The sequence below is a fragment of the Pseudomonas sp. FW306-02-D09B genome (assembly GCF_058782685.1).
This window is the reverse complement of the sequence record NZ_JBYSXY010000003.1, coordinates 20,167-43,314: the sequence shown is the minus strand read 5'-3', so window position 1 is coordinate 43,314 and position 23,148 is coordinate 20,167. Positions and strand designations below refer to the sequence as shown.

The window sequence follows — 23,148 nt, the reverse complement described above, 5'->3', positions numbered from 1 at the left end:
ATAAGCGTGCTAATGGGCAACCTTTGGTTTTCAAATGGAAACAATCCATGAGCGAAATGGATGATCTGGCGGCGTTTGCAGTGTTGATTGAGGCCGGCAGTTTCACGCTGGCAGCGCAGCAACTGGGGTGTAGCAAGGGGCAGTTGTCCAAGCGCATCAGTCAGCTGGAAACACGCTTCAGCGTAGTGCTGTTGCAGCGAACCACACGGCGTTTGAGCCTGACAGCCGCTGGTGCAGCGTTGTTGCCGCAAGCGCAGGCGCTGGTGATTCAGGTAGAGCGGGCGCGACAGGCCCTGGCACGCTTGAAGGACGACATGGCAGGGCCGATTCGGATGACGGTCCCGGTGTCGCTGGGGGAGACTTTTTTCGATGGGTTGCTGCTGGAGTTTTCCCGAGAGTACCCCGACGTGCAGATCGAGCTTGAGCTGAACAACAGTTACCGCGACTTGTCGCGGGACGGGTTCGATCTGGCGATTCGTTCGGAGGTGGCCAACGACGAGCGAATGGTCGCCAAACCGCTGTTGGCCTGGCACGAGATGACCTGCGCCAGCCCGGCTTATCTTGAGCAGTTTGGTGAGCCGCAGACGCCGGCGGACCTGGCCGATCATCGTTGCCTGCTCAACAGCCATTACAGCGGCCGGGAAGAGTGGTTGTATCACCAGCAACATGAACTGTTGCGGGTGCGGGTCTCGGGACCGTTCGCCAGCAACCACTACAACCTGCTGAAGAAGGCTGCGCTTGCCCATGCGGGGATTGCGCGCCTGCCTTCTTACTTGCTCCAGGCTGAACTGGCCGATGGCCGTTTGCGCTGGCTGCTACGCGACTATCAGACCCGCAGCATGCCGATGTATCTGGTGCATCCGTATCAGGGCGGCTTGCCCAAGCGCACGCAAGTATTGGCCGACTACCTGATGAGGTGGTTCAAGCGCAGCGGCGAAGCGCTGGATCGGCTGTAGCAGCTGCCGAGCCAGCGAGGCTGCGTCCGAGGACGAAGTCCTCGCAAATCCTGAATATGCAGTTTATTTGAAGGAACATGTCGCCTGATGTACGAGCGCTTCGCACTCGAACGCAGCCTTCGGCAGCTGTTACAAGGGCTTAGCGTTTGGCGATCAGATGATCGATCGACAGCATGCCCGGACCTCTGGCCATCAGGTACAGCAGAACGGCCGCCCAGGTGCCGTGAGTCGGGTAGGCGTCCGGGTAGACAAAGGTCTGAATGGTCAGCGTCATCCCCAGTAGCGCCAGGGCCGAAAAACGTGTGGCGAAGCCGACGAGGATCAGCATCGGGAAGAAATGCTCGGCGAAGGCCGCCATGTGCGCCGCCAGTTCCGGGGACAGTAGCGGCACATGGTATTCGCTTTGGAACAACGGAATGGTCGAGTCCGCGAGGCGCGGAATACCGAGCTGGAAGGTGCCGTCGAGCAGGTCGATGGCCAGGCCCTCGACCTTGGTTTGCCCGGACTTCCAGAACACCGCGGCAATGGAGAAACGTGCAACGAAGGCGATCAGGCTGTGGGGGATTTTCTCGAATAGTTCGATGATCCGTTCGATCAAGTGGGTGATGGCGTTCGGGTGTTCGGTGCGGGTGTTCATGGCGATACCTTGTCGTGTTGCAAGTGGATGATGGCGTTGTGGCCGATCAGCAGCGCCAGGCACTGACTCAGGTCAAACGCCGGGGCGGCGTCCAGGGCGTCGGCTACCGCTTGCCCCAAAGGGCGGTTGTTCTGCAGGCTGTGGATGAAGGTTGCAGTGCCGACGTCAATCGCAAAGACCTCAACCTCCAGGCCGTTGCGCAGCACCAGCGAACTTTGCGGGTGATACGGCTCAAGGTTCCCGGGCGGTGTGTCAGTCTGATGGGCGGCCCATAGCGCAACGGTGGCGTACGGCGAATTCAGCGTGAACGTTGAGGGATGCAGATGAATGTGCAGTTGTGCGAGCGCTTCGGGAACCGCCAACGCCGCAGCAATCCTGGCAGGCTCGACGGCGTTGGCATCTGCCGCGTGATAGGCCATCACCCGTAAGCGTTCCAACCGCGCAACATCTGCGAGATACGGCACTGAAGCGGCCGGCGCAAAGTGCTCGATGAAACTGGCGAAGTCGCAACCGTAGTCGTTGATCAGCACACTGGTCGGTGGGAAGTCCCGCACATAAAACCGGGCCATGGCCCGGAAGAACTCATCACCGACCAACTGCGAAACCACCGGATAGCTGTCGGCCAAGGCGTTGATCAACGAGCTCTGCACGTTGTTGCGGTACACCGCGAAGCGGCTCTCCGGGTCTGCGCCGTTGGCGCAGAACAAACCGTCAGGGCAGGGCCGTCGAGGATCAAGCAGGGCAGCGGCGAAATCGGCTTGAGTGCTCATCGGCGAATCCCGGTGTAACCCAGCAATTCATCGGCTTGACGGGCCTCGGCGAGCAGCACGGAAAATGCCGGCACCTGATTGTCGCGCTCAATCAGCGTGGCCACCGGCCCGACGCGCTCAAGAACTTGCGTATACAGCGTCCACACAGCGTTATCGATGGGGGCACCGTGATCGTCGATCAGCAGGCGATCGCCGAGGCTGTCAGTGTCTTCGGCAAATCCGGCCAGATGGATCTCGCCCACGGCATGCAACGGTAGTGCGTCGATGTACTCCAGCGGATCGCGCTGATGATTGATGCAAGAGACGTAGACGTTGTTCACATCCAGCAGCAAGCCGCAGCCGGTGCGGCGAATGACGTCAGTGATGAAGCAGGCTTCTTCCATGCCGGAGTGCTGGAACTGTAAGTAAGTCGCCGGGTTTTCCAGCAGCATGGGGCGTTTCAGATGCTGCTGGACCTGGTCGATATGCTCGCAGACACGCTGCAGTGTCGACTCGTTATAGGCCAATGGAAGCAGGTCATTGAGAAACACCGGGCCGTGGCTCGACCAGGCCAGGTGTTCGGAAAAGGATTGGGGTTGATAGCGTTCGATCAGTTTGGCGAGCCGGGCAAGGTGCTCGGAGTTCAGCGGGCCTTCGCCGCCGATCGATAGACCGACGCCATGCAGCGACAGCGGATACTGCTCGCGGATCAAACCCAGGTAATGATGAAACGGGCCGCCGGCCACCATATAGTTTTCGGCGTGGACTTCGAAGAAACCGATGTCCGGGCGAGTATCGAGTACTGCGCCGAAGTGCTCGGTCTTGAGCCCCAGCCCCGCGCGGGGCGGGAGCTCGGATGCCAATGCCTGAGTGTGAGGATGTACGTTGTGCAGCGCTGAAGTGGTCATCATCAACACTCAGGCAGAGGAGGGATTACGACTTGGCTTTGTAGGCGGCCATTTGACCGAAGCCGGTCGGTGAGGTCGGGCTGGCGGTCTTCTCGCAAGTGCCTTTTGGCACCAGTTTGAAGTGGTTGCTCTCGAAGTCGATTTTCGAGGTGCCCGCGCAGGTAGTGCCTGCACCTGCGGCGCAATCGTTCTTGCCTTTCATGGCGACGCCAAAGCATTTTTCCATGTCAGTGGCGGCGGCGTGGGCAGTGGTCGGCAGAGCCGCGATGCTCAGGGCGGAACCCAAGGCCAGGGCGAGGGCGGCGGCGGACAGGGTGCGAGTGGTAGCAGTCATGGTGTTTCTCCAAACGAGGGGTGGGTTCAAGTAAGCGTTGGTGCTTGCTTACCCCTCTAGAGAAAGGTCATTCGAGTTCGTTACAGCGCGTGTGAAAAAACTTTTGTACACGACACAATCCTGTAGGAGCACGGCTTGCCGGCGATGGTGCCCGGGAGAACGCCATCGCCGGTAAGCCGTGCTCCTACAAGGCAAAAAAAAACGGCCCGCAGGCCGTTTTTTGTTGCAGCAGTGCTTAGCCGCCCAGGTAGGCGTCGCGCACTTTAGGGTCGCTCAGCAGGGCTGCACCGGTGCCTTGCATCACTACCCGGCCGTTTTCCAGCACATAGGCACGGTCGGCAACCTTCAACGCCTGGTTAGCATTCTGTTCAACCAGGAACACCGTCACACCATCCTTGCGCAGCTGTTCGATGATGTCGAAGATCTGCTGGATGATGATCGGCGCCAACCCCAGCGACGGCTCGTCGAGCAGCAGCAGCTTGGGTTTGCTCATCAGCGCCCGGCCGATGGCAAGCATCTGCTGCTCGCCACCCGACATGGTGCCGCCGCGCTGGTTGAAGCGTTCCTTGAGCCGCGGGAACAGCCCCAGGACCTTGTCCATTTGCTCCTGGTAATCGCCCTTCTCGGTGAAGAAACCGCCCATGGCGAGGTTTTCTTCCACGGTCAGACGGGCAAACACCCGACGACCTTCCGGGACCACGGCGATGCTTTTACGCATGATTCGCGCGGAGTCCTGGCCGACCAGTTCTTCGCCCATGTAGCGAATGCTGCCGCTATGGGCTTGCGGCGAACCGCACAGGGTCATCAGCAGGGTGGATTTGCCGGCGCCGTTGGCCCCGATCAGCGTGACGATCTCGCCCTGACGGACTTCGACGTTGACGCCGTGCAGGGCCTGGATCTTGCCGTAGAAGGTGGAAACGTTTTCGAACTGCAGCATTTACGCTTCCCCCAGGTAGGCTTTGATCACTTCAGGATTGTCGCGGATCTGTTCCGGCGTGCCGTTGGCCAGAGGCGTGCCCTGGTTGATCACGAAAATGTGGTCGGAGATGCTCATGACCAGTTTCATGTCGTGTTCGATCAATAGCACGGTGACGTTATGCTCTTCACGCAGGGTGCCGATCAGCGCCTTGAGGTCGTCGGTTTCCCGCGGGTTGAGGCCGGCGGCTGGTTCGTCGAGCATCAGGATGCTTGGACGGGTCATCATGCAACGGGCGATTTCCAGGCGGCGCTGCTGACCGTAGGCCAGGGTACCGGCCGGACGGTTGGCAAACTCCTTGAGGTTGACCTTGTCGAGCCAGAACTCGGCGTATTCCATGGCCTCGCGTTCGCTGCGGCGAAACGCCGGGGTCTTGAACAGACCCGCCAGGAAGTTGGTGTTCAGGTGCCGGTGCTGAGCGATCAGCAGGTTTTCCACGGCGGTCATTTCCTTGAACAACCGCACGTTCTGGAACGTCCGCACCACGCCTTTACCGGCGATCTTGTGGCCGGGCAGGCCTTCGATCGCTTCACCGTTGAGCTGGATAGTGCCAGCAGTGGGCTTGTAGAAACCGGTCAGGCAGTTGAACACAGTGGTCTTGCCGGCACCGTTAGGGCCGATCATCGATACCACCTGTTTCTCTTTCACGCTCAGGGCAACGCTATTGACCGCCAGCAAGCCGCCAAAGCGCATGCTCAGGCCTTCTACTTTCAGGATCTCTCTGCTCATTTACGCAGCTCCATGTGAGGACGTTGCATGGGCAGCAGACCTTGAGGACGCCAGATCATCATCAGCACCATCAAGGCGCCGAACATCAACATGCGGTATTCGCTGAAGTCACGCATCAGCTCGGGCAACAGGATCATCACGACGGCCGCGAGGACCACGCCCAGTTGCGAGCCCATGCCGCCCAGCACCACGATGGCGAGGATGGTGGCCGACTCGATGAAGGTGAACGACTCTGGAGTTACCAGTCCTTGACGTGCGGCGAAGAAGCTACCGGCAAAACCGGCGAAGCAGGCACCCAGGGTGAAGGCCGACAGCTTGATCACGGTCGGGTTCAGGCCCAGGGCCCGGCAGGCGATTTCGTCTTCACGCAACGCTTCCCAGGCACGGCCGATCGGCATGCGCAGCAGACGGTTGATCACGAACAGCGCGAACAGCGCCAGCAGCAGCGCGACCAGGTAGAGGAAAACCACCTTGCTGACCGGGTTGTACGTCAGGCCGAAGAACTCGTGGAAGGTCTGCATGCCTTCGGCGGCCGTTCTCTCGAAGCTCAGGCCGAACAGCGACGGTTTGGGAATGTTGCTGATGCCGTTCGGTCCGCCCGTGAGGCCCGTCAGGTTACGCAGGAACAGACGGATGATCTCACCGAAGCCCAGGGTCACGATTGCCAGATAGTCACCGCGCAAACGCAGCACCGGGAAGCCCAGCAAGAAGCCGAAGGTTGCCGCCATCAAGCCGGCGATGGGCAGGCAGATCCAGAAGCTCAGGCCGTAGTAGTGCGACAGCAGCGCATAGCTGTAGGCGCCCACGGCGTAGAAACCGACGTAGCCCAGGTCGAGTAGACCTGCCAGACCGACCACGATGTTCAGGCCCAGACCGAGCAGCACATAGATCAGAATCAGTGTGGCGATATCCACCGCACCGCGCGAGCCGAAGAACGGCCAGACCAGAGCGATGACGATCAACCCCATGATGACCCAGCGCTGGGTGCTGGGCAGGGTCAGGAAATTGCTCGCACTGGCCGGGATCAATTTACCTTTGGGCACGGAGCGCATGGCCGCCGTGTATTCGCGGTCGAACAGCACGCGCAGGAACATCAACACCGAGCAGGCGGCGATGATCAGCAGCGTGGAGGTCGTGGCACCCTGTACTTCGAGGTTGATGCCGGCGATGGACAGTTTCAGGCCGAGTACCGGGTACGCCACAGCCCAAACCAATAGCGCGCTGAAAAGCGCCTGTCTAAGATTCCTGATCATACTTTCTCAACCTCCGGACGGCCCAACAGGCCGGTTGGCCGGAATAACAACACCAGAACCAGAAGGCCGAAAGCCACCACGTCCTTGTACTGGTCACCGAATATATCGGCGCCGAATGCTTCGGCCACCCCCAGCACCAGACCACCGAGCATGGCGCCCGGAATGCTCCCGATGCCGCCCAGAACCGCCGCGGTAAAGGCCTTGAGGCCCACCAGGAATCCGGCGTTCGGGTTGATCACGCCGTACTGCATGCTCAGCAGTACAGCCGCCACGGCTGCCAGGGCAGCACCGATGACGAAGGTCAGGGCGATGATGTTGTTGGTGTTGATGCCCAGCAGGTTGGCCATCCTGATGTCTTCGGCACAGGCCCGGCAGGCACGTCCCAGACGTGAACGCGAAATGAACGTGGTCAGGCAGAGCATCACCACCAGGGTCACTACGAATACCAGGATCTGCATGTAGGAGATCAGTACTTCCTGTGCCCCGCCTGGACCAAAGCTGAAGCTGCCCGGAATCAGGTTGGGGATCGATTTATCCTTGGAGTCCTGCGAGAGCAGTACGGTGTTTTGCAGGAAGATCGACATGCCGATGGCCGAGATCAGCGGGATCAGGCGGTTACTGCCCCGTAGAGGGCGGTAGGCGATCCGTTCGATGCTGTAGCCGTAGGCACTGGTGACAACGATGGTCGCCAGGAATGCGGCGGTCATCAACAACGGTAGAGAATGGATACCCAGCATGGCCAGTCCGGCAAGGACGATGAAGGCCACGTAGGAACCGATCATGTAGACCTCGCCGTGGGCGAAGTTGATCATTCCAATGATGCCGTAAACCATCGTATAGCCGATGGCGATCAGGGCATACGTGCTGCCAATGGTCAGACCATTAACCAGCTGTTGGAAAAAGTGATAGATCTCAGGCATTACTGCGCTCCTAAAAACCTGATACGCATTTCACTGGTGGAGTCATTTTCCCGCTCAGGCCCCGTGGATCTGCATCCACTTCGAACATGAGGTTTGCCAGCGAACCGCTGATGACGGTTTTGAGATTTTCAGGTGGGGAGGCTTCCGGATCACGGAGGCACGGCCCATTACCTCGTAAAACAAAGCCCACGGCACGCCGTGGGCTTTATTGGCAGTCAGTCAGGCAACGCCTTACTGAGGCGAAACTTCGGTTTTAGGTTTGCCAAAGTGCCACTGGTAAACCACGAACTTGAAGTTCTTCAGGTCGCCCTTGGCGTCGTAGCTCAGGTCGCCAGTCGGAGTCTTGAAGGTGCCAGCGTGAATGGCTGCGGCCACTTTGGCGGTGTCTTCGCTCTTCGCTGCCTTGATGCCTTCAGCGATGACTTCGACTGCCGAGTAGGCCGGGAACACGAACGGGCCGGTCGGGTCCTGTTTCTTGGCGGCGAATGCGTCAACCAGTGCCTTGTTGGCCGGATCCTGGTCGAAAGACTTCGGCAGGGTCACCAGCAGGCCTTCGGAAGCGTCCTGGGCGATCTGCGAGATGGATTCGTTGCCGACGCCTTCTGGCCCCATGAACTTGGCGTTCAGGCCTTTTTCCTTGGCTTGACGCAGGATCAGGCCCAGTTCCGGGTGGTAGCCGCCGTAGTAGACGAAGTCGACGTTGGCTTGCTTGAGTTTCTGGATGATCGAGGAGAAGTCCTTGTCGCCGGCGTTCAGGCCTTCGAACACGGCAACCTTGACGCCTTTGCCTTCGAGGGTTTTCTTCACGGCGGTGGCGATGCCTTCACCGTATTGCTGTTTGTCGTGCAGAACGGCAACGATTTTCGGCTTTACGTGATCGGCGATGTAGTTACCGGCGGCAGGGCCTTGGGCGCTGTCCAGGCCGATGGTGCGGAACACCATTTTGTAGCCACGGTTAGTGATGTCCGGGCTGGTGGCGGCCGGGGTGATCATGATCACGCCTTCGTCTTCGTAGATGTCCGAAGCCGGTTGAGTGGAGCTGGAGCAGAGGTGGCCGACCACGAACTTGACGCCATCGTTGACCACTTTGTTGGCAACGGCAACGGCCTGTTTAGGGTCGCAGGCGTCATCGTATTCCTTGGCTTCGAGCATCTTGCCGTCAACACCGCCTTTGGCGTTGATCTGCTCGATGGCCATTTTAGCGCCGATGAACTGCATGTCACCGTACTGGGTCACTGGACCGGTTTTAGGGCCGGCGATGCCGATCTTGATGGTGTCAGCTGCGAACGAATGGCTGGCAACCCCGGCCAGAACCATAGCGGCAAACAGTTTGGAAATCTGCTTAGTAGCCTTATTCATAGTGCTCCACTCTTACTGTTGTAGTTTTTATAGTCCTGGCAGCCTGAGCCACAGAACCGGATCGATATCTTGGATATCCCCCGGAAATGCCCCCGGCAACTGTACCGGTACAGTGTAGAGCGCCGGTTGTTCGCTTGGAAAGCTGGCGCTCAGGGGCAATTTCTGGGGGTGTCGCATTTTTGAAAGAAAAAGACAGAATTGCGGCGGGATTTTGGCTGCGTAGTAACCCGATTCAGCGGCTATCCTTGCTTTCCTGCAGTTCTCGATCAATGACTCTATTGCATCCGGGTTTTTCTGCCAGAGCGCCGACGTTATGATTGCGCCGATTTCTATTCCGGACAGGGCCCATGACTCAAGAACCTAGCACCCTCTATGCCAAGCTGCTTGGTGAAACCGCATCTATTACCTGGAAGGAACTCGAACCGTTCTTCGCCAAGGGTGCCCTATTGTGGGTCGATCCCGACCTGGATTTGATCGCTGCCGCCGAGGCAGTTGCCCAGGACGAAGGCGAGAAAGTGGCTGCCTGGCTGGCCGCCGACAAACTCGCCAAGCTCTCTGAAACGCGGGCGCTGGATCTTTTCGAGCGTGATCCGGAGTTGTGGGCAGTGGTCGTTTCGCCGTGGATTCTGATCCAGGAAAGGGCGCAGGCCTGAAGTTGCGCACCGATTTGGTGCTGGTGGCGTTCAGGTAAAAGTGTGTAGCCGAGTAGCGTGATGGCAGGTTGCCGTAGAGAAATGCCACAGGCAGGCGGGGGGAAGGTTACGTAAACGTAACGGGAACAGTTTAATAAGCGGCTGAATGGCTGCTTAATTGTTTCTGGATGTTGGTAAGTCTGAAGCTGATGTGGTGAATATCAGGGCGCTTTCGCGAGCAAGCGAACGTCGCCCGGCCCTTCCCACATTTGACCGAGTTCTCTTTGGAAGAATGCGGTCAAATGTGGGAGCGGGCTTGCTCGCGAAGGGGGCGCCGCTTATTAAGCGGTTTTACCCGTATGGTTATTCAGCGAAATGACCTTGGTCTTGCCAATGCGGTGACGGTAGATCTCGCGCAGGTACTTGATGGCCTTTTTCACGCAATCGCGCGACAGGCGGATGTCGTTGATCGAGACGAATTTGTCTTTGTCGTTGATCAGCTCGCGGTACTTCTTCTCGTACATCGGCTTGATCGCGTACCAGTTGGTGTCGAGGATCTTCGCCGGGTTTTCGAACTCGTTGAGCAGCTCGTCGATTTTGGCCTCGTCGAAGTCTTCATGAATGATGAAGTCGAGGATCGAATTGTCCAGTGTTTCGTCGAAACGGTACGGATTGCGTGCGAAGCAGCGCTTGATGAACGCCACGATCAAGGTCAGGAAATCGTCTGACAGGCACGGGCTCTTGGCGATCAGGGTGGTCAGCGAAAGGTTGGCCGAGGCGCCGATCACCAGGGCATAACGCTTGAGCGTGGTGTTGGGGAACAGGCTGTTGAGGTGGGTCTTCAACCGGTTCAGGTCCATGTAGGACAGCTTGTAATCCTTGGGCAGCGACACGATCGACACCACCGACGAGCAATTCTTGAAGAAGTGCAGGTCATGCAGCGCGGCAGCGTCGTAACCCGAGTTCTTGTATTGCTCCAGCGACGCGCGATAACGCTTGGACTCGATCGGCAACAGGCTGATGCCTTCGATGGCCTGGGTCACTTTGTTGAAGTGCGGCAGGTCGATGGAGCGGAAGAACAGGTCGTCGATGTTCAGGCGCTGTGGCTCTTTGTCGAACACCTTGAACTTGTCGCTGCTCGGTGCCGGTTGCTCTGGCACCACCGACTCGGCGTAGGCAATCGCCACTGGCCCGGCCAGACTCATGAACAGGTCGTTGGCGTCCAGGCGAATGGTTTCGCCGATGTCGATGCCAGCCCGGCGGAAATAGTTCTGATCGTAGTCGGTGGTGACTGCCTGGGCCGTCAGAATGTTGAAGATCTGCTGCGAGATGTACTGGTTGGCGTGCTTTTCCATGGCATTGACATCAATGTTCTGGATATTGCCGTCATCGTTCTCTTCGGCGTAACGCATGATGTCGTTGGAGATCAGCATCATCGCGTTCCATGGGCGGATGCGGCCCATGACGCTGGCTTCGCTGCTGTCTTCGTTGGCGAAGTTGTACGAGAAATCCCATTCTTCCGACAGGTACTTGCACAACAGGCGACCGGCGTTGATGTGCAGCGCTTCAGACATTTCACTGCGGTGATCGGAAATGTTCGGTAGTACGCAAATGCCGCTGGTGAAGATCGGCTCGAAAACGAAGGAGTGGCCGCTCTTGCTGTCGTGTTCGTCCACCGGTTTGGTGTCGAACGTCTTGTTCATGTACGAGTGTTGCTGGGCCAGCCCGAACTCCGAGGCCATGCCCGAACCGGTACCGCCGCCGGCGCTGAAGATCGAGAAGTACAGGCGCGACTGGTTGGCCTTGATGCCGCAGCTGTCGATCAGGTACGAGTGGATCATCTTCCAGTCGGGGCTGGAGAAACGCTGGGTGTCCTTGTTCAGGATGATCTTCGCCAGGTACTGGCCGAGGATCGGCGCGTTACCGGCGCCACCGGCGTGGACTTCCGAGAGGTCCATGATCTTCATTTTGCTGTAGTCGCGCAGGAAGCCGCTTTTTTCGCCCTTGCGCGAGAAACGGATACGGCCGGCGATGTCTTTGTCGAGGTCGCCGAGCATCACCAATGGTTCGACCAGGAACACCGGTTTGGTGGCCTTGCCGACACCCAGTTTGAGGTTGTTACGAATCCATTGCGCAGGGCTGTAGCCCTTTTCAGCATAGGGCTTGTCTTCGTTGTTGAACTCGTTGAGGTAGAACTTGCGGGCGTTGTACACCAGCTCCGCAACGTCCAGCGCAATGTTCGAACCGCAGCGACCCAGACCGATCAGGCACACCGAGGGGAATTCCTGCTGATGCAGTTCGTGGGCGTCCTCCAGGTGCGGCGGCTTGGGGAACACCAGATCGCGCAGGCCATCGAGGTTGTCGAGGATGCGATCGGTGTTGGTCTCGGTAAAGTACAGGTACTGCTGGGTCGCAAGCGGGCGCGAGCTGGTCAATGGCTTCGGGACTGAGGGTTTATCCGTGGCGGCGGTGAGCGTCAGTTCGGATACCGCTGGGGCAGGATTATTTTTAGAAGTCATTGTGCGCCATGTGCCTGGACTGGTTGGTTCGGTGGCGAGATGTCATCAAGCCATCACGAATAAAGAACTCGCGACTTTACAGCGCGATATTGTCCCCAGCGATAGGGCTTTACCTGAGCGTCGCTAGGGGGAATCCTTTCCTGAGTCATGATGAATCGGCCAAAATTTGGCGATCTTTAATCGAACGGAGGCAATTTGATGGCAGCGTTACCCTCTTTGGCGTTTGCCGGTATTGGCTTGATGGGTTTACCGATGTGCCGGCGCTTGTTGGCTGCGGGCTATCCACTGACCGTCTGGAACCGCAACCCCGACAAGTGCGCGCCCTTGGTCGAGGCCGGAGCGCGGCAAGTGGCCACGCCTGCCGAGCTGTGTCAGCGCGCCGATCTGGTGATGCTGTGCCTGGCCGATACCGAGGTGGTACGCGAGGTCGTGTTCGGTGCGGCAGGTGTGGCATCCGGTGCGAAAGCCGGCCAGTTGCTGGTGGATTTTTCCAGCCTGGAGCCCACGGCGACGCGGGAAATGGCTGCCGAACTGGTCAGTCGTACGGGCATGGGCTGGGTGGATGCGCCGGTGTCTGGTGGTGTGGCGGGGGCCGAGGCCGCAAGCCTGGCGATCATGGTGGGGGGTGAGTCAGCCGATGTCGAACGCGTACGCCCGGTGTTGTCGAATCTTGGCCAACGGGTCACGCACATGGGCGCGGTCGGCGCAGGGCAAGTGACCAAGGCCTGCAATCAGATGATCGTTGCCTGCAATGCGTTGGTGATCGCTGAAGTGGTGGCGTTGGCTGAACGTTCAGGCGTGGATGCGAGCCTGTTGGCCGAAGCATTGAGCGGCGGGTTTGCCGACTCTAAACCCTTGCAGATACTTGCGCCGCAAATGGCCGAGAGCCGTTTCGAACCCATAAAGTGGCATGTTCGAACGCTGCTCAAGGACCTGGATGGCGCAGTGAAGTTTTCCCGCGAGCAAGGCTCCGCGACGCCGATCAGTGGACTGGCCGCGCAATTGATGCGTCTGCATGCTGGTCAGGGCTATCTGGAAAAAGATCCCGCGACACTAATCCATCTATACCGCGAGCCAGATTCAAAGGATTGATGGCGTGTGCGTGCTTGCGCTGGTTGATCTCGTTCAGTACCGGACGTAATTCAGCCAGCGGCACCGGGCGGCTCAACAAGTAACCCTGAACAAAGTCGCAACCGAAACGTTCGAGAAACCGGTACTGCTCCAGGGTTTCGACCCCTTCGGTGACCACTTGCAAATGCAGGGTGTGGGCCATGACGATAATGGCCTGGACGATCTCCATGTCCTGAGTGGCCTTGGGGATGTCCTGGATAAACGAACGGTCGATTTTCAGGGTGTTCAGCGGCAGACGCTTGAGGTAGGCCAGCGACGAATAACCGGTGCCGAAGTCGTCGATCGACAACGAAACACCGAGCGCCCGAATCTTGCGCAGTAGCACCAGCGTATTGGCAATATTGCCCATCAGTGCGTTTTCCGTGACCTCCAGCTCCAGTCTCTGCGGTGAGACGCCGGCTGCTCGCAGCGCACTTTCGACTTCCTCGGCGAGCTCTTCGCGAGCGAGATTGAGAGGTGAGCAGTTCACGGCGATTTTCAACGACTCGCAGCCGTGCCTGGACAGCTCGCTCAGGTCTTCGCAGGCTTTGCGCAGCACCCAGTTGTCGAGTTCGGCGATCAAGCCATTGGCTTCGGCAATCGCGATGAAACGATCAGGTGCGAGCAAGCCGTGTATCGGGTGCTGCCAGCGAATCAGTGCTTCCAGTTTGGTGACCTGGCCGCTTTTGAGGTCATAGATCGGCTGGTAATAAAGCATCAACCCGTCTTCGTCGCGTAAGGCATTGCGCAGTTCTTCTTCGAGTTGCAGCGCCATCGTCGCCTTGGTTTTCAGGTTGGAGCTGAAGAAGTGCAGGCCGTTTCGGCCGTTGCCCTTGGATTGGTACAGCGCCAGGTCGGCGTGTTTCAGCAGTTCCTCGCAGTTTTTGCCGTCGTCAGGGAACACGCTGATACCGATGCTGGTGGTCATGACCATGCGCCTGCCAGCCAACTCGATCGGTTCCTTCATCTTTTGCATGATGCGCTGGGCCATGTGCCGTGCTTCGTCGCGCTCACGCAGGTTGATCAGAATGCAGAACTCATCGCCGCCAAACCGCGCGACCACATCATCGTGGCTGCGGGTCGAGCTTTTGATGTGGTTGGCGAGCACTTTCAACAGTTCGTCACCGGCGTCATGACCGAGGCTGTCGTTGATCCGCTTGAAGTGATCGATGTCCAGAAACATCACCGCCAGCATGCCGCCATGGGTGCTTTTCTCGATGAGCTTTTCGGCGAAGATCTGATTGAAACCGCGGCGGTTGATCAGGTTGGTCAGGGGGTCGTAGTGCGCCACTTGTTGCAGCGACATGCGCGCCTGATCCAGTTGACTGAGCAGCGCGTTGACCCGGCGCAGGTCATGGTCCTTGTGCTGCAGTTTTTTGTCGGCGAGGGCGGCGCTGATGCTGCTGCCGATGACCACCAGCGCGATCAGCGCAATCGTCAGCGCCAGTTGCAGGTGGTCGTCGTCGACCGACAGTTGCAAGGGGACGCCGGCCGGCAACACCAGGCTCATGGACTGCATGCCGGTGAAGTGCATACTCACGATGCCGGCGCCGAGTACCAGGCTGGCGGTGTATTTGAGTACTTGATGAGCGATGCCGCCGCCGTTGCGCAGACCATGCGACAGCAGCAAGGCAATGGCGCTGGCACCGATGGCAATCAGGACCGACAGGCCGAACATGATTGGCTGGTAGTGGGCCACGGCGTTCGAACGCATCGCCGTCATGCCCACGTAATGCATGGTGGCAATGCCCAGTCCGATGCAAATCGAGGTTTGCACGTATTGCCGTACGTTCAGTTGAGCATTGCTCAGGGTGTTCATCGCTACAAAGGCTGCAATAAAGGCGATCAACAGGGAAAGCAGGGTGGCCGGCAAGTCGTAATGGATGTCGATAGGGGCCTGGAACGCCAGCATGCTGATGAAGTGCATGGCCCAGATACCGCCCGACAGGCAGCAGGCACCGACCCAGCGCCAGAGCCGTTGAGAGGCAGGATTTTCGGCATGACCGACGCGTTCGGCCATGTCCAGCGTGGCGAAGCTGGCTGCACAGGCAACCAGATAGGCCAGTAGCACCAGAAAGGGGTTATGAGTGCAATTGAGGACGACTTGCCCGCTGCTCTCTGGCAGCTCGGTAATGAAATGCAAACCAGGCCACTCCATAGCATGCCCCGTCTTTGAGTCATTCTCTGCCGGCGCCATGAACGCTGGCGAATGTCTGGAGTATAGAGGCCGTGCACAGAGCACAAGAAATAGTGGCACATTGGCACTAATGATTTTGCAATAAGCCGGGGAGCGCTTAGACATAAATTGTCACGCGCGCGGCTTTGGCTGTCATGAGCGGGTATCAGTCTGACGAATAATGACAGACAGCATCCATGGCGCTGACTAGATTGCGGGTACCGGGCTGGAGTGTTGTCGGCAGTGAAGCCCTCATAACAATAAAAGAGACGGACCCATGCAGAACTCGACCCAAGCGGCGAATGCCTGGCGCATTCTGTTCCTGCTGTTTCTGGCCAATCTGTTCAACTTCTTCGATCGCACGATCCCGGCGATCATCATCGAGCCAATCCGCATGGAGTGGCACCTCAGCGACTTTCAACTGGGGATCATCGGTACTGCATTCACGATCGTTTATGCCATTGCCGGTCTGCCGTTAGGGCGGCTGGCTGACACCGGTTCGCGCAGCAAGCTGATGGGCTGGGGGTTGGCGGTCTGGAGCGGGTTGACCGCAGTCAACGGCCTGGTGGGGAGTTTCTGGAGTTTCCTGATCGTGCGCATGGGGATCGGCATCGGTGAAGCCAGCTATGCGCCGGCCGCCAATTCGCTGATCGGTGATTTGTTCCCGGCCCACCGTCGGGCGCGGGCCATGGGGATCTTCATGCTCGGTTTGCCGCTGGGCCTGTTGCTGGCGTTCTTCACCATCGGCGCGATGGTCAAGGCGTTCGACAGCTGGCGTGCACCATTCTTTATCGCGGCGATCCCGGGTTTGATCCTGGCGATCTTCATGTTCTTCATCAAGGAGCCCCAGCGCGGCGCGGCGGAAACCGTGCGCGTGTCCCAGGAGCGGGTGGATCGGCCGATTCGCCGGGTGCTGGCGATTCCAACGTTCCTCTGGCTGGTGATGGCGGGGCTGTGTTTCAACTTCGCCACCTATGCCTGTAACTCGTTTCTGGTGCCGATGTTGCAGCGCTACTTTCAGATGCCATTGCAGCAAGCGGCGGTGGCGACCGGGGTGATCGTCGGTGTGACCGGCTTGTTCGGCCTGACGCTGGGCGGCTGGGTGGCTGACAAGATTCACCAGCGGGTGGCCAACGGTCGGCTATTGTTTGCTGCGTTCAGCCTGATCATCTCGACCCTGTGCACCGCCTGGGCACTGCATGCAGGACGGATTGAAATCGGTGTGTTCGTCGCCGTGTTCAGCGTCGGCTGGTTGTTTGCCTACAACTTCTATACCTGCGTTTACACAGCCATTCAGGATGTGGTCGAACCGCGTTTGCGCGCCACGGCGATGGCGTTGTTTTTTGCCGGACTCTACCTGTTGGGTGGTGGCTTGGGGCCGGTGGTGGTCGGCGCTTTGTCCGATCACTTTGCCCATAGCGCAATGCTGGCGGCCGGCGCCGAGCAAATGAGCGAGGCCTTCAAGGCGGCAGGGCTGCATGACGCGATGTACCTGATTCCGGTGGCGTTGTTTTCGACCATGGTGTTTCTGTTCCTGGCTTCGCGGTGTTTTGTACGGGATGCCAAGCGGATGAAGGAAGGGTTGATGGCGGTGGTTGAGCCGGGGATTGCGGTGGCAACAGCTTAAGATCTTGCAGGTCTTCAGAAAACAAAAAGGCCCGCATCGCTGCGGGCCTTTTGTTTTTACCGGGGGAGAGGAGGGATTACCCCGCCACCAGCACCCGGATCGCTTCCAGTCGCAGTGCCGCTTTATCGAGCATGGCCAGGCCTTGCTCGCGCTGCTGGCGCAGGGCAACCAGTTCGCTGTCGCGCACGGTCGGGTTGACCGCTTGCAGGGCGGTCAGGCGCGCCAGTTCTTCTTCGGTGTCGGCGGCCAGGCGGCGTTGCGCTTCGGCTACACGTTCGGCGTGGCGCGGAGTGATCTTCTCTTCACCGGCATTGATGCGCGGTGTCAGTTGATCACGCTGGGCCTGGACGAACTTGTTGGCGCTGGCGCGAGGCACGCTTTCGAGCTGGTCGTTGAGGGTTTCGAACGAGACGCGGCCTGACAGGTCGTTGCCGTTGGCATCGAGCAGGCAGCGCAGCGCCGCCGGCGGCAGGTAACGGCCCAGTTGCAGCGAGCGCGGGGCAACCACTTCGCTGACATAGAGCAGTTCCAGCAACACGGTGCCAGGCTTGAGTGCCTTGTTCTTGATCAGTGCCACGGCGGTGTTGCCCATCGAGCCGGACAGCACCAGGTCCATGCCGCCCTGAACCATCGGGTGCTCCCAGGTGATGAATTGCATGTCTTCGCGAGACAGCGCCTGGTTGCGGTCGTAGGTGATGGTCACGCCTTCGTCGTCACCCAGCGGGAAGCTGGCGTCGAGCATTTTTTCGCTCGGCTTGAGGATCAGCGCGTTTTCCGAATGGTCTTCGCTGTCGATGCCGAATGCGTCGAACAGGGTTTCCATGTAGATCGGCAGGGCGAACTGATCGTCTTGCTCAAGAATCGCCTCAACCAGCGCATCACCTTCGCCAGCGCCACCGGAGTTGAGTTCCAGCAGGCGGTCACGACCGCTGTGCAACTCGGCTTCGAGGTTTTCACGGGTGGTACGGGCTTCGTCGATCAGCGCTTGCCACTCGCCGTCATCGGCGTTTTCCAGCAGCGGCAGCAGGCGCGGGCCGAACTGATGCTGCAAGGCGTTGCCGGTCGGGCAGGTATTGAGGAACGCGTTCAGCGCTTCGTGATACCACTGGAACAGGCGCTCTTGCGGGCTGGTTTCCAGGTACGGCACGTGCAGCTCGATGACGTGCTTTTGACCGATCCGGTCGAGACGCCCGATCCGCTGTTCCAGCAGGTCCGGGTGCGATGGCAGGTCGAACAGCACCAAGTGGTGGGAGAACTGGAAGTTGCGACCTTCACTGCCGATTTCCGAACAGATCAGCACCTGGGCACCGAATTCTTCGTCAGCGAAGTAAGCTGCCGCGCGGTCACGTTCGAGGATGTTCATGCCTTCGTGGAACACCGTGGCCGGGATGCCGGAACGTACGCGCAGGGCGTCTTCCAGGTCCATCGCGGTTTCGGCGTGGGCACAGATCACCAGCACTTTGGTGCGCTTGAGCATTTTCAGCTGGTCGATCAGCCATTCGACCCGTGGATCGAAGCGCCACCAGCGTTGTTCTTCATCTATATCCGGTTGCGCCTGGAAGCTGACTTCCGGATACAGCTCGGCGTGTTCGCCCAGCGGCAGTTCGAGGTATTCGTCCGGGCACGGCAGCGGATACGGGTGCAGTTTGCGTTCCGGGAAGCCTTGCACCGCGGCGCGGGTGTTACGGAACAGCACGCGGCCAGTGCCGTGGCGGTCCAGCAATTCGCGGACCAGACGGGCGCTGGCCTCGGCGTCGCCAGCGTTGACGGCAGTCAGCAGCGCTTCGCCTTCGTCACCGAGGAAACCCTGGATGGTTTTGTGTGCGGCCGGGGACAAGCGCCCCTGGTCCATCAGCTCCTGAACGGCCTCGGCCACCGGGCGATAGTTTTCGCTCTCGGCGCGGAAGGCTTTCAGGTCATGGAAACGGTTTGGATCGAGCAGGCGCAGGCGCGCGAAGTGGCTGTCCTGACCCAGTTGCTCCGGGGTCGCCGTCAGCAGCAGCACACCGGGAATGGTTTCCGCGAGTTGCTCGACCAGCGAATACTCAGGGCTGACCTGATCTTCGTGCCACACCAGGTGGTGCGCTTCGTCGACCACCAGCAGGTCCCAGCCGGCAGCGAACAACGCGTCCTGGGCCTTTTCGTCGTCCACTAGCCATTCCAGAGCGACCAGTGCGAGCTGGGTGTCTTCAAACGGGTTGCCGGCATCGCTTTCGATGAAGCGTTCTTCGTCGAACAGCGCGACTTGCAGGTTGAAACGACGGCGCATCTCCACCAGCCATTGGTGCTGGAGGTTTTCCGGTACCAGGATCAGCACGCGGTTGGCGCGGCCCGAGAGCAGTTGGCGATGGATCACCAGACCGGCTTCGATGGTTTTACCCAGACCTACTTCGTCCGCCAACAAAACCCGCGGCGCAATACGGTCAGCAACTTCACGGGCGATGTGCAATTGGTGAGCGATCGGCTGCGCACGCACGCCACCCAGGCCCCAGAGCGAGGATTGCAACTGGCGGCTGGTATGTTCCAGGGTGTGGTAACGCAGGGAGAACCAGGCCAGTGGGTCGATCTGCCCGGCGAACAAACGGTCGCTGGCCAGACGGAACTGGATGAAGTTCGACAGTTGGGTCTCAGGCAGCGTGACGACTTCGTTCTGTGCGTTGAGCCCGTGATAGACCAGCAGGCCGTCGACGTCGTCGACTTCGCGCACGGTCATTTTCCAGCCTTCGAAGTGAGTGATCATGTCACCCGGCGAAAACCTCACGCGAGTGAGGGGCGCATTCCGTAGCGCGTACTGGCGAGTGTCGCCAGTGGCCGGATAGAGCACGGTCAGCAAGCGACCGTCCTGTGCCAGAACGGTGCCTAGACCTAGCTCGGCTTCGCTGTCACTAATCCAGCGTTGCCCCGGTTGATACTGCTGCGCCATGCTGCCTGACTCCCGCCTTGAAAAAGCCGACTATATTAACGGATGCGGGTCCCGAGGCCAAAGGGTTACTCGCGTAGGAGCGGCCGAAGGTTCGGGCCGCGTTGGCTCGCAAGTTTGCGACCGTTGGCTCAAGTCGCCGACTCAGCAGCCGACAGCCTGCTGTCAGGAGACTAATAACCATGCTGCCACCGATGCTCCCCTTGAGTGCCGTGCCGATTACTTCCCAACAGGATCCGATACGCCAGCGGCCGGATATTCCGCCGGTGGTGCCGGTGGAGGCGAGCTCCAGCGAAAGTACGATTGACCTGCACAAGCGCCATGCCGAAGAGTCGGCGCAGTTGTTGCGTGAAGAGCAGCGGCGCCAGCAAGCGCGCGACAAGCGTCGCCGCGAAGCCGAAGAGGACCCTGAAGAGCACTTGGCTGTGCCGGGTGACGAGTTGAACGCCGACAACACGGTGCCCGTTGTCCCGCTGATAGACGGTCAGCCGCGCCAGGGATTGTGGGTCGATATCGAGGTCTGACGCTTACTCACTTTTTGTTGCGCTGAGATGTTGCTGGCGACTGGTCAGCGCCGCCTATTGGCCGCATTATTGGCAAACCCTGAGCGGGCAGGGTGACAGTAGTCACTTTGCTACGCCTGTATTGACCTTGAAGATGTAAGCCACGCCATGAGCCAAGACGACAAGCTGATCGACCTCAACACCGAGCGTGCCAAGCGCGTGCATGACCTTAATGAAAAGCGCCTGAACGAAGTGCGCCAGGCTTTCGAGCAGGCCATGCCTTTGGGTAAAGCGAAGAAAAAGCCGAAAAACAAACCGAAAAAGCGTTGATCCTCCCTGTTTCCATTGATGCAGGTCAGTTATTTCCCTTCCTTTTACGCCCGGTCTTGGGCGGCATTGATCCCGGTCAATTTTCTTCTGCGCCCGATTGGGTAACTTAGCCCCATCGCAACAGGGCAAGTGCAGGAGGCCAGTCATGTTTTTCGATAATGTGGTGATTGCCGGAGTGCTGACAGTCGGCCTCATGGTTCTGTTTTTTGCCGGGTTTGGATTTTTTATCTGGAAAGACGCACATAAGCGTAAAAAGCCTTAGGTCTTTCTGGAAGCACGAGCACGCAAGGCATTTTGGGCGACTTCGGTCGCCCTTTTTTTTTGCCTGCGGTTTTTTGTGGAGTCAGCGCTTGCAGGTGTACATATCCATTCCTGCGGTAACGGCCGCTTACGGTTCCGCTCTTACAGCGTGTCACTTTGGCAAACGCCCCAAAGTAACCAAAAGTCTTCGCCCCAAGCGTACGGCACCTCGCCTAGGCTCGGCGTTCCCTCGCTCCGGTGTCCATCAGGGGGCATCGCCTACGGTCTGCTTCGCGACGACCTCCTCTCGATGTGTCCGGCTGCGCCGTACGGCGCTGCGCGCCCACCCCCTGATGAACACCTCCACTCGGCCTCCCGATAGGGGCGGGTGGATCAAGATCAACAGCAACAGCACGGCGGCCTGCCGGCCGGCCTGAGTGGTAAGAGCGCGTACGGCTTAGATCTCGTTCCCACGCGCAGCAAAGGAATGCCGCCCGGGACGCTCCGCGTCCCTTCACGGACATGGAAACGATCATCAAATTCTTGCAAATCCTGCAGGCATAAAAAAAGCGCGACCTCCAGGAGGGCGCGCTTTTTTGTACGGCGGTAGATCAGCTGCCGAGTGCCTTCGATGCCAGCCAGAACAGGCCGGCCGACAGGGCCACCGTTGCTGGCAGGGTCAGGACCCAGGCCAGCAGGATGGTTTTCACGGTGCCGCCTTGCAGGCCGCTTTTGTTGGCGATCATGGTCCCGGCCACACCCGAAGACAGCACGTGGGTGGTCGATACCGGCAGGCTGAAGATGTTCGCCAGGCCGATCATGCCCGCCGTGGTGATTTGTGCCGACATGCCTTGAGCGTAAGTCATGCCTTGCTTGCCGATTTTCTCGCCGATGGTCAGTACCACGCGTTTCCAGCCAACCATGGTGCCCAGGCCGAGTGCCAGGGCGACCGCCAGAATCACCCAGAACGGGGCATATTCGGTGGTGGTGGTCAGGTCTTTGCGCAGTTTGTCCAGGTCAGCCTTTTCGCGGGCATCGAGGCCAGGCAACTTGCCGACCTTTTTCGCCGTATCGTCCAGGCAGAGCAGGTAGCGACGCACTTCAATGCGGCTTTCTTGCGACAGCGAGTGGTAGTCCGCTACACCCTTGAGGGTGCCGAGCAGGGCGGTGATGGTCGGTTCGGTCTGTTGCGGGTTGCAGCGGAATTTTTCCGGCAAATCGCCATCCAGGCTTTTGCCCAAGGCCAGGAACTCGCCCAGGGTATCGGCATTACGCTTATAGAACTGGCTCAGGTGCAGGGTCGCATCGCGAGTCCGTTCGATCTGGTAGGTGGTGCTGCTCAGGTCGAGTACGAACTGGGCCGGTACGATACCGATCAATACCAGCATGATCAGGCCGATGCCTTTCTGGCCATCGTTGGAGCCGTGGACAAAGCTGACCGCCATGGCCGAGATCACCAGAACCAGGCGGTTCCAGAACGGCGGGTGTTTCTTGTCGTCAAGCTTGCGGCGTTGGTCCGGTGTCTTGTGCATCTTGGACAGGGGACGCCACCATTTCAGGCCAACCAGCACCAGAGCGGCTACCAGGAAACCGGCTAATGGCGAGAACACCAGCGAGGCGCCGATATCGATCGCTTTCTGCCAGTTGACACCGTCAGCCAATGGAATGTCGTTGATCAGGGCGTTCGCCAGACCCACACCGAGGATCGAACCGATCAAGGTATGGGAGCTTGAGGCCGGGATACCGAAGTACCAGGTCCCCAGGTTCCAGGTGATGGCCGCAGCGAGCAACGAGAACACCATCGCCAGCCCGTGGCCGGTATTCACATTGATCAGCAGCTCCACCGGCAACAGGTGGACGATGGCATACGCCACGCCAACGCCGCCCAGCAATACGCCGAGGAAATTGAACACACCGGAAAAGAACACTGCCAGATGAGGCGGCATGGCTTTGGTGTAGATAACAGTGGCAACCGCGTTAGCGGTGTCATGAAAGCCGTTGATGAACTCGAAGGCGAGGACAAAGGCCAGGGCGAGCAAGAGGCTCACAAGCACCCAAGCATCCAGTCCGCTGAATAAATCGATCATGAAGGTTTTCTGACCCGGTCATAAGGGGGCGCGATTATGCCAGAAAACCCTGCTAATCAATGCACTTGCTGCTCATCGGTTACATTCTTCAACGAATTAGTGTGTAACAAGGCCCTAAGTCCCAGCGTTGCCGTAGGTTTTTCAAGCCTTTGATTTCATTGGGTGTTGTGGCGCACGCCAGCA

20 protein-coding genes are annotated in these 23,148 nt (G+C 59.1%); 7 read left to right on the top strand and 13 right to left on the bottom strand.

From position 1 onward, the window contains the following. The first annotated feature begins 47 nt into the window (after positions 1 to 47). Entirely contained in the window at positions 48 to 956 is a 909-nt protein-coding gene (locus AC3WK5_RS06885; RefSeq protein ID WP_054596011.1) for a LysR family transcriptional regulator, read from the top strand. A 139-nt stretch (positions 957 to 1,095) separates the two neighbouring features. Here AC3WK5_RS06885 and AC3WK5_RS06880 read toward each other — a convergent pair whose 3' ends face one another. The 9 genes from AC3WK5_RS06880 to AC3WK5_RS06840 all read right to left on the bottom strand — a co-directional run bounded on the left by AC3WK5_RS06880 (position 1,096) and on the right by AC3WK5_RS06840 (position 8,821). Further along, entirely contained in the window at positions 1,096 to 1,593 is a 498-nt protein-coding gene (locus AC3WK5_RS06880) for a DoxX family protein (RefSeq protein ID WP_103315447.1), read from the bottom strand. Further along, the gene (locus AC3WK5_RS06875) at positions 1,590 to 2,363 is read right to left on the bottom strand and encodes an HvfC/BufC N-terminal domain-containing protein (protein WP_103315446.1); all 774 of its coding nucleotides are present in this window, start codon (positions 2,361 to 2,363) and stop codon (positions 1,590 to 1,592) included. Before AC3WK5_RS06875 ends, AC3WK5_RS06880 begins: the two co-directional genes overlap by 4 nt. Beyond that, the gene (gene bufB, locus AC3WK5_RS06870) at positions 2,360 to 3,253 is read right to left on the bottom strand and encodes an MNIO family bufferin maturase (protein WP_371919119.1); all 894 of its coding nucleotides are present in this window, start codon (positions 3,251 to 3,253) and stop codon (positions 2,360 to 2,362) included. The genes AC3WK5_RS06875 and bufB overlap by 4 nt, the downstream gene beginning before the upstream one ends. Positions 3,254 to 3,275: 22 nt before the next feature. Then, complete coding sequence (locus tag AC3WK5_RS06865; RefSeq protein ID WP_054596015.1) at positions 3,276 to 3,584, bottom strand: BufA1 family periplasmic bufferin-type metallophore; 309 nt, start codon at positions 3,582 to 3,584, stop codon at positions 3,276 to 3,278. A gap of 235 nt (positions 3,585 to 3,819) precedes the next feature. Continuing rightward, the gene (locus tag AC3WK5_RS06860; RefSeq protein WP_054596016.1) at positions 3,820 to 4,521 is read right to left on the bottom strand and encodes an ABC transporter ATP-binding protein; all 702 of its coding nucleotides are present in this window, start codon (positions 4,519 to 4,521) and stop codon (positions 3,820 to 3,822) included. Beyond that, positions 4,522 to 5,289 (bottom strand): high-affinity branched-chain amino acid ABC transporter ATP-binding protein LivG, encoded by a 768-nt coding sequence (gene livG, locus AC3WK5_RS06855; RefSeq protein WP_054596017.1) that lies wholly within the window; start codon positions 5,287 to 5,289, stop codon positions 4,522 to 4,524. It abuts the gene before it with no gap. Beyond that, positions 5,286 to 6,542: a high-affinity branched-chain amino acid ABC transporter permease LivM gene (locus AC3WK5_RS06850; protein ID WP_054596018.1), complete on the bottom strand. Its 1,257-nt coding sequence runs from the start codon at positions 6,540 to 6,542 to the stop codon at positions 5,286 to 5,288. The genes livG and AC3WK5_RS06850 overlap by 4 nt, the downstream gene beginning before the upstream one ends. Next, the gene (gene livH / locus AC3WK5_RS06845) at positions 6,539 to 7,462 is read right to left on the bottom strand and encodes a high-affinity branched-chain amino acid ABC transporter permease LivH (protein WP_019692183.1); all 924 of its coding nucleotides are present in this window, start codon (positions 7,460 to 7,462) and stop codon (positions 6,539 to 6,541) included. The genes AC3WK5_RS06850 and livH overlap by 4 nt, the downstream gene beginning before the upstream one ends. Positions 7,463 to 7,693: 231 nt before the next feature. Then, positions 7,694 to 8,821 carry a branched-chain amino acid ABC transporter substrate-binding protein gene (locus tag AC3WK5_RS06840; protein WP_054596019.1) on the bottom strand — a complete coding sequence of 376 codons (1,128 nt, stop codon included), beginning with the start codon at positions 8,819 to 8,821 and terminating at the stop codon, positions 7,694 to 7,696. 347 nt (positions 8,822 to 9,168) lie between these two features. On the opposite strand from AC3WK5_RS06840, the gene AC3WK5_RS06835 reads away from it, so the two are divergent. Next, on the top strand, positions 9,169 to 9,474 hold the full coding sequence (locus tag AC3WK5_RS06835) for a DUF2288 domain-containing protein (RefSeq protein ID WP_103315445.1): 306 nt from the start codon (positions 9,169 to 9,171) through the stop codon (positions 9,472 to 9,474). 320 nt (positions 9,475 to 9,794) lie between these two features. Here the strand turns inward: AC3WK5_RS06835 and AC3WK5_RS06830 are convergent, their stop codons facing one another. Next, positions 9,795 to 11,972, bottom strand: a complete 2,178-nt coding sequence (locus AC3WK5_RS06830; RefSeq protein ID WP_054596021.1) for a hypothetical protein — start codon at positions 11,970 to 11,972, stop codon at positions 9,795 to 9,797. A 195-nt stretch (positions 11,973 to 12,167) separates the two neighbouring features. Here AC3WK5_RS06830 and AC3WK5_RS06825 point away from each other — a divergent pair, with 195 nt between their 5' ends. Then, complete coding sequence (locus tag AC3WK5_RS06825) at positions 12,168 to 13,064, top strand: NAD(P)-dependent oxidoreductase (RefSeq protein ID WP_103315444.1); 897 nt, start codon at positions 12,168 to 12,170, stop codon at positions 13,062 to 13,064. Here the strand turns inward: AC3WK5_RS06825 and AC3WK5_RS06820 are convergent. Further along, a complete protein-coding gene (locus tag AC3WK5_RS06820) occupies positions 12,955 to 15,240 on the bottom strand; it encodes a putative bifunctional diguanylate cyclase/phosphodiesterase (RefSeq protein WP_103315443.1) in 2,286 nt (761 codons plus the stop codon). The two genes, AC3WK5_RS06825 and AC3WK5_RS06820, sit on opposite strands and share 110 nt — an antisense overlap. A 295-nt stretch (positions 15,241 to 15,535) precedes the next feature. Here AC3WK5_RS06820 and AC3WK5_RS06815 point away from each other — a divergent pair, with 295 nt between their 5' ends. Beyond that, the gene (locus tag AC3WK5_RS06815; protein WP_103315442.1) at positions 15,536 to 16,885 is read left to right on the top strand and encodes a spinster family MFS transporter; all 1,350 of its coding nucleotides are present in this window, start codon (positions 15,536 to 15,538) and stop codon (positions 16,883 to 16,885) included. Positions 16,886 to 16,961: 76 nt separating this feature from the next. Here the strand turns inward: AC3WK5_RS06815 and rapA are convergent, their stop codons facing one another. Continuing rightward, positions 16,962 to 19,808, bottom strand: a complete 2,847-nt coding sequence (rapA, locus tag AC3WK5_RS06810; RefSeq protein ID WP_054596025.1) for an RNA polymerase-associated protein RapA — start codon at positions 19,806 to 19,808, stop codon at positions 16,962 to 16,964. 179 nt (positions 19,809 to 19,987) lie between these two features. Here rapA and AC3WK5_RS06805 point away from each other — a divergent pair, with 179 nt between their 5' ends. From AC3WK5_RS06805 to ccoM, 3 genes are all read left to right on the top strand, one after another. After that, positions 19,988 to 20,329 carry an aspartate-semialdehyde dehydrogenase gene (locus tag AC3WK5_RS06805; protein WP_103315441.1) on the top strand — a complete coding sequence of 114 codons (342 nt, stop codon included), beginning with the start codon at positions 19,988 to 19,990 and terminating at the stop codon, positions 20,327 to 20,329. A 147-nt stretch (positions 20,330 to 20,476) separates the two neighbouring features. Continuing rightward, positions 20,477 to 20,638, top strand: a complete 162-nt coding sequence (locus tag AC3WK5_RS06800) for a hypothetical protein (protein WP_007906621.1) — start codon at positions 20,477 to 20,479, stop codon at positions 20,636 to 20,638. A gap of 145 nt (positions 20,639 to 20,783) precedes the next feature. After that, entirely contained in the window at positions 20,784 to 20,900 is a 117-nt protein-coding gene (ccoM, locus tag AC3WK5_RS06795; RefSeq protein ID WP_007926603.1) for a cytochrome c oxidase subunit CcoM, read from the top strand. A 589-nt stretch (positions 20,901 to 21,489) separates the two neighbouring features. Here ccoM and AC3WK5_RS06790 read toward each other — a convergent pair. Continuing rightward, positions 21,490 to 22,965, bottom strand: coding sequence for an inorganic phosphate transporter (locus AC3WK5_RS06790; protein ID WP_054596027.1), 1,476 nt, complete (start codon positions 22,963 to 22,965; stop codon positions 21,490 to 21,492). Positions 22,966 to 23,148 lie beyond the last annotated feature (183 nt).

Bases quoted from the DNA above. Each gene is read 5' to 3' on its own strand.
- AC3WK5_RS06885 (WP_054596011.1), top strand. From the start codon at position 48: ATGAGCGAAATGGATGATCTGGCGGCGTTTGCAGTGTTGATTGAGGCC.
- AC3WK5_RS06880 (WP_103315447.1), bottom strand. From the start codon at position 1,593: ATGAACACCCGCACCGAACACCCGAACGCCATCACCCACTTGATCGAA.
- AC3WK5_RS06875 (WP_103315446.1), bottom strand. From the start codon at position 2,363: ATGAGCACTCAAGCCGATTTCGCCGCTGCCCTGCTTGATCCTCGACGG.
- bufB (WP_371919119.1), bottom strand. From the start codon at position 3,253: ATGATGACCACTTCAGCGCTGCACAACGTACATCCTCACACTCAGGCA.
- AC3WK5_RS06865 (WP_054596015.1), bottom strand. From the start codon at position 3,584: ATGACTGCTACCACTCGCACCCTGTCCGCCGCCGCCCTCGCCCTGGCC.
- AC3WK5_RS06860 (WP_054596016.1), bottom strand. From the start codon at position 4,521: ATGCTGCAGTTCGAAAACGTTTCCACCTTCTACGGCAAGATCCAGGCC.
- livG (WP_054596017.1), bottom strand. From the start codon at position 5,289: ATGAGCAGAGAGATCCTGAAAGTAGAAGGCCTGAGCATGCGCTTTGGC.
- AC3WK5_RS06850 (WP_054596018.1), bottom strand. From the start codon at position 6,542: ATGATCAGGAATCTTAGACAGGCGCTTTTCAGCGCGCTATTGGTTTGG.
- livH (WP_019692183.1), bottom strand. From the start codon at position 7,462: ATGCCTGAGATCTATCACTTTTTCCAACAGCTGGTTAATGGTCTGACC.
- AC3WK5_RS06840 (WP_054596019.1), bottom strand. From the start codon at position 8,821: ATGAATAAGGCTACTAAGCAGATTTCCAAACTGTTTGCCGCTATGGTT.
- AC3WK5_RS06835 (WP_103315445.1), top strand. From the start codon at position 9,169: ATGACTCAAGAACCTAGCACCCTCTATGCCAAGCTGCTTGGTGAAACC.
- AC3WK5_RS06830 (WP_054596021.1), bottom strand. From the start codon at position 11,972: ATGACTTCTAAAAATAATCCTGCCCCAGCGGTATCCGAACTGACGCTC.
- AC3WK5_RS06820 (WP_103315443.1), bottom strand. From the start codon at position 15,240: ATGGAGTGGCCTGGTTTGCATTTCATTACCGAGCTGCCAGAGAGCAGC.
- AC3WK5_RS06815 (WP_103315442.1), top strand. From the start codon at position 15,536: ATGCAGAACTCGACCCAAGCGGCGAATGCCTGGCGCATTCTGTTCCTG.
- rapA (WP_054596025.1), bottom strand. From the start codon at position 19,808: ATGGCGCAGCAGTATCAACCGGGGCAACGCTGGATTAGTGACAGCGAA.
- AC3WK5_RS06805 (WP_103315441.1), top strand. From the start codon at position 19,988: ATGCTGCCACCGATGCTCCCCTTGAGTGCCGTGCCGATTACTTCCCAA.
- AC3WK5_RS06800 (WP_007906621.1), top strand. From the start codon at position 20,477: ATGAGCCAAGACGACAAGCTGATCGACCTCAACACCGAGCGTGCCAAG.
- ccoM (WP_007926603.1), top strand. From the start codon at position 20,784: ATGTTTTTCGATAATGTGGTGATTGCCGGAGTGCTGACAGTCGGCCTC.
- AC3WK5_RS06790 (WP_054596027.1), bottom strand. From the start codon at position 22,965: ATGATCGATTTATTCAGCGGACTGGATGCTTGGGTGCTTGTGAGCCTC.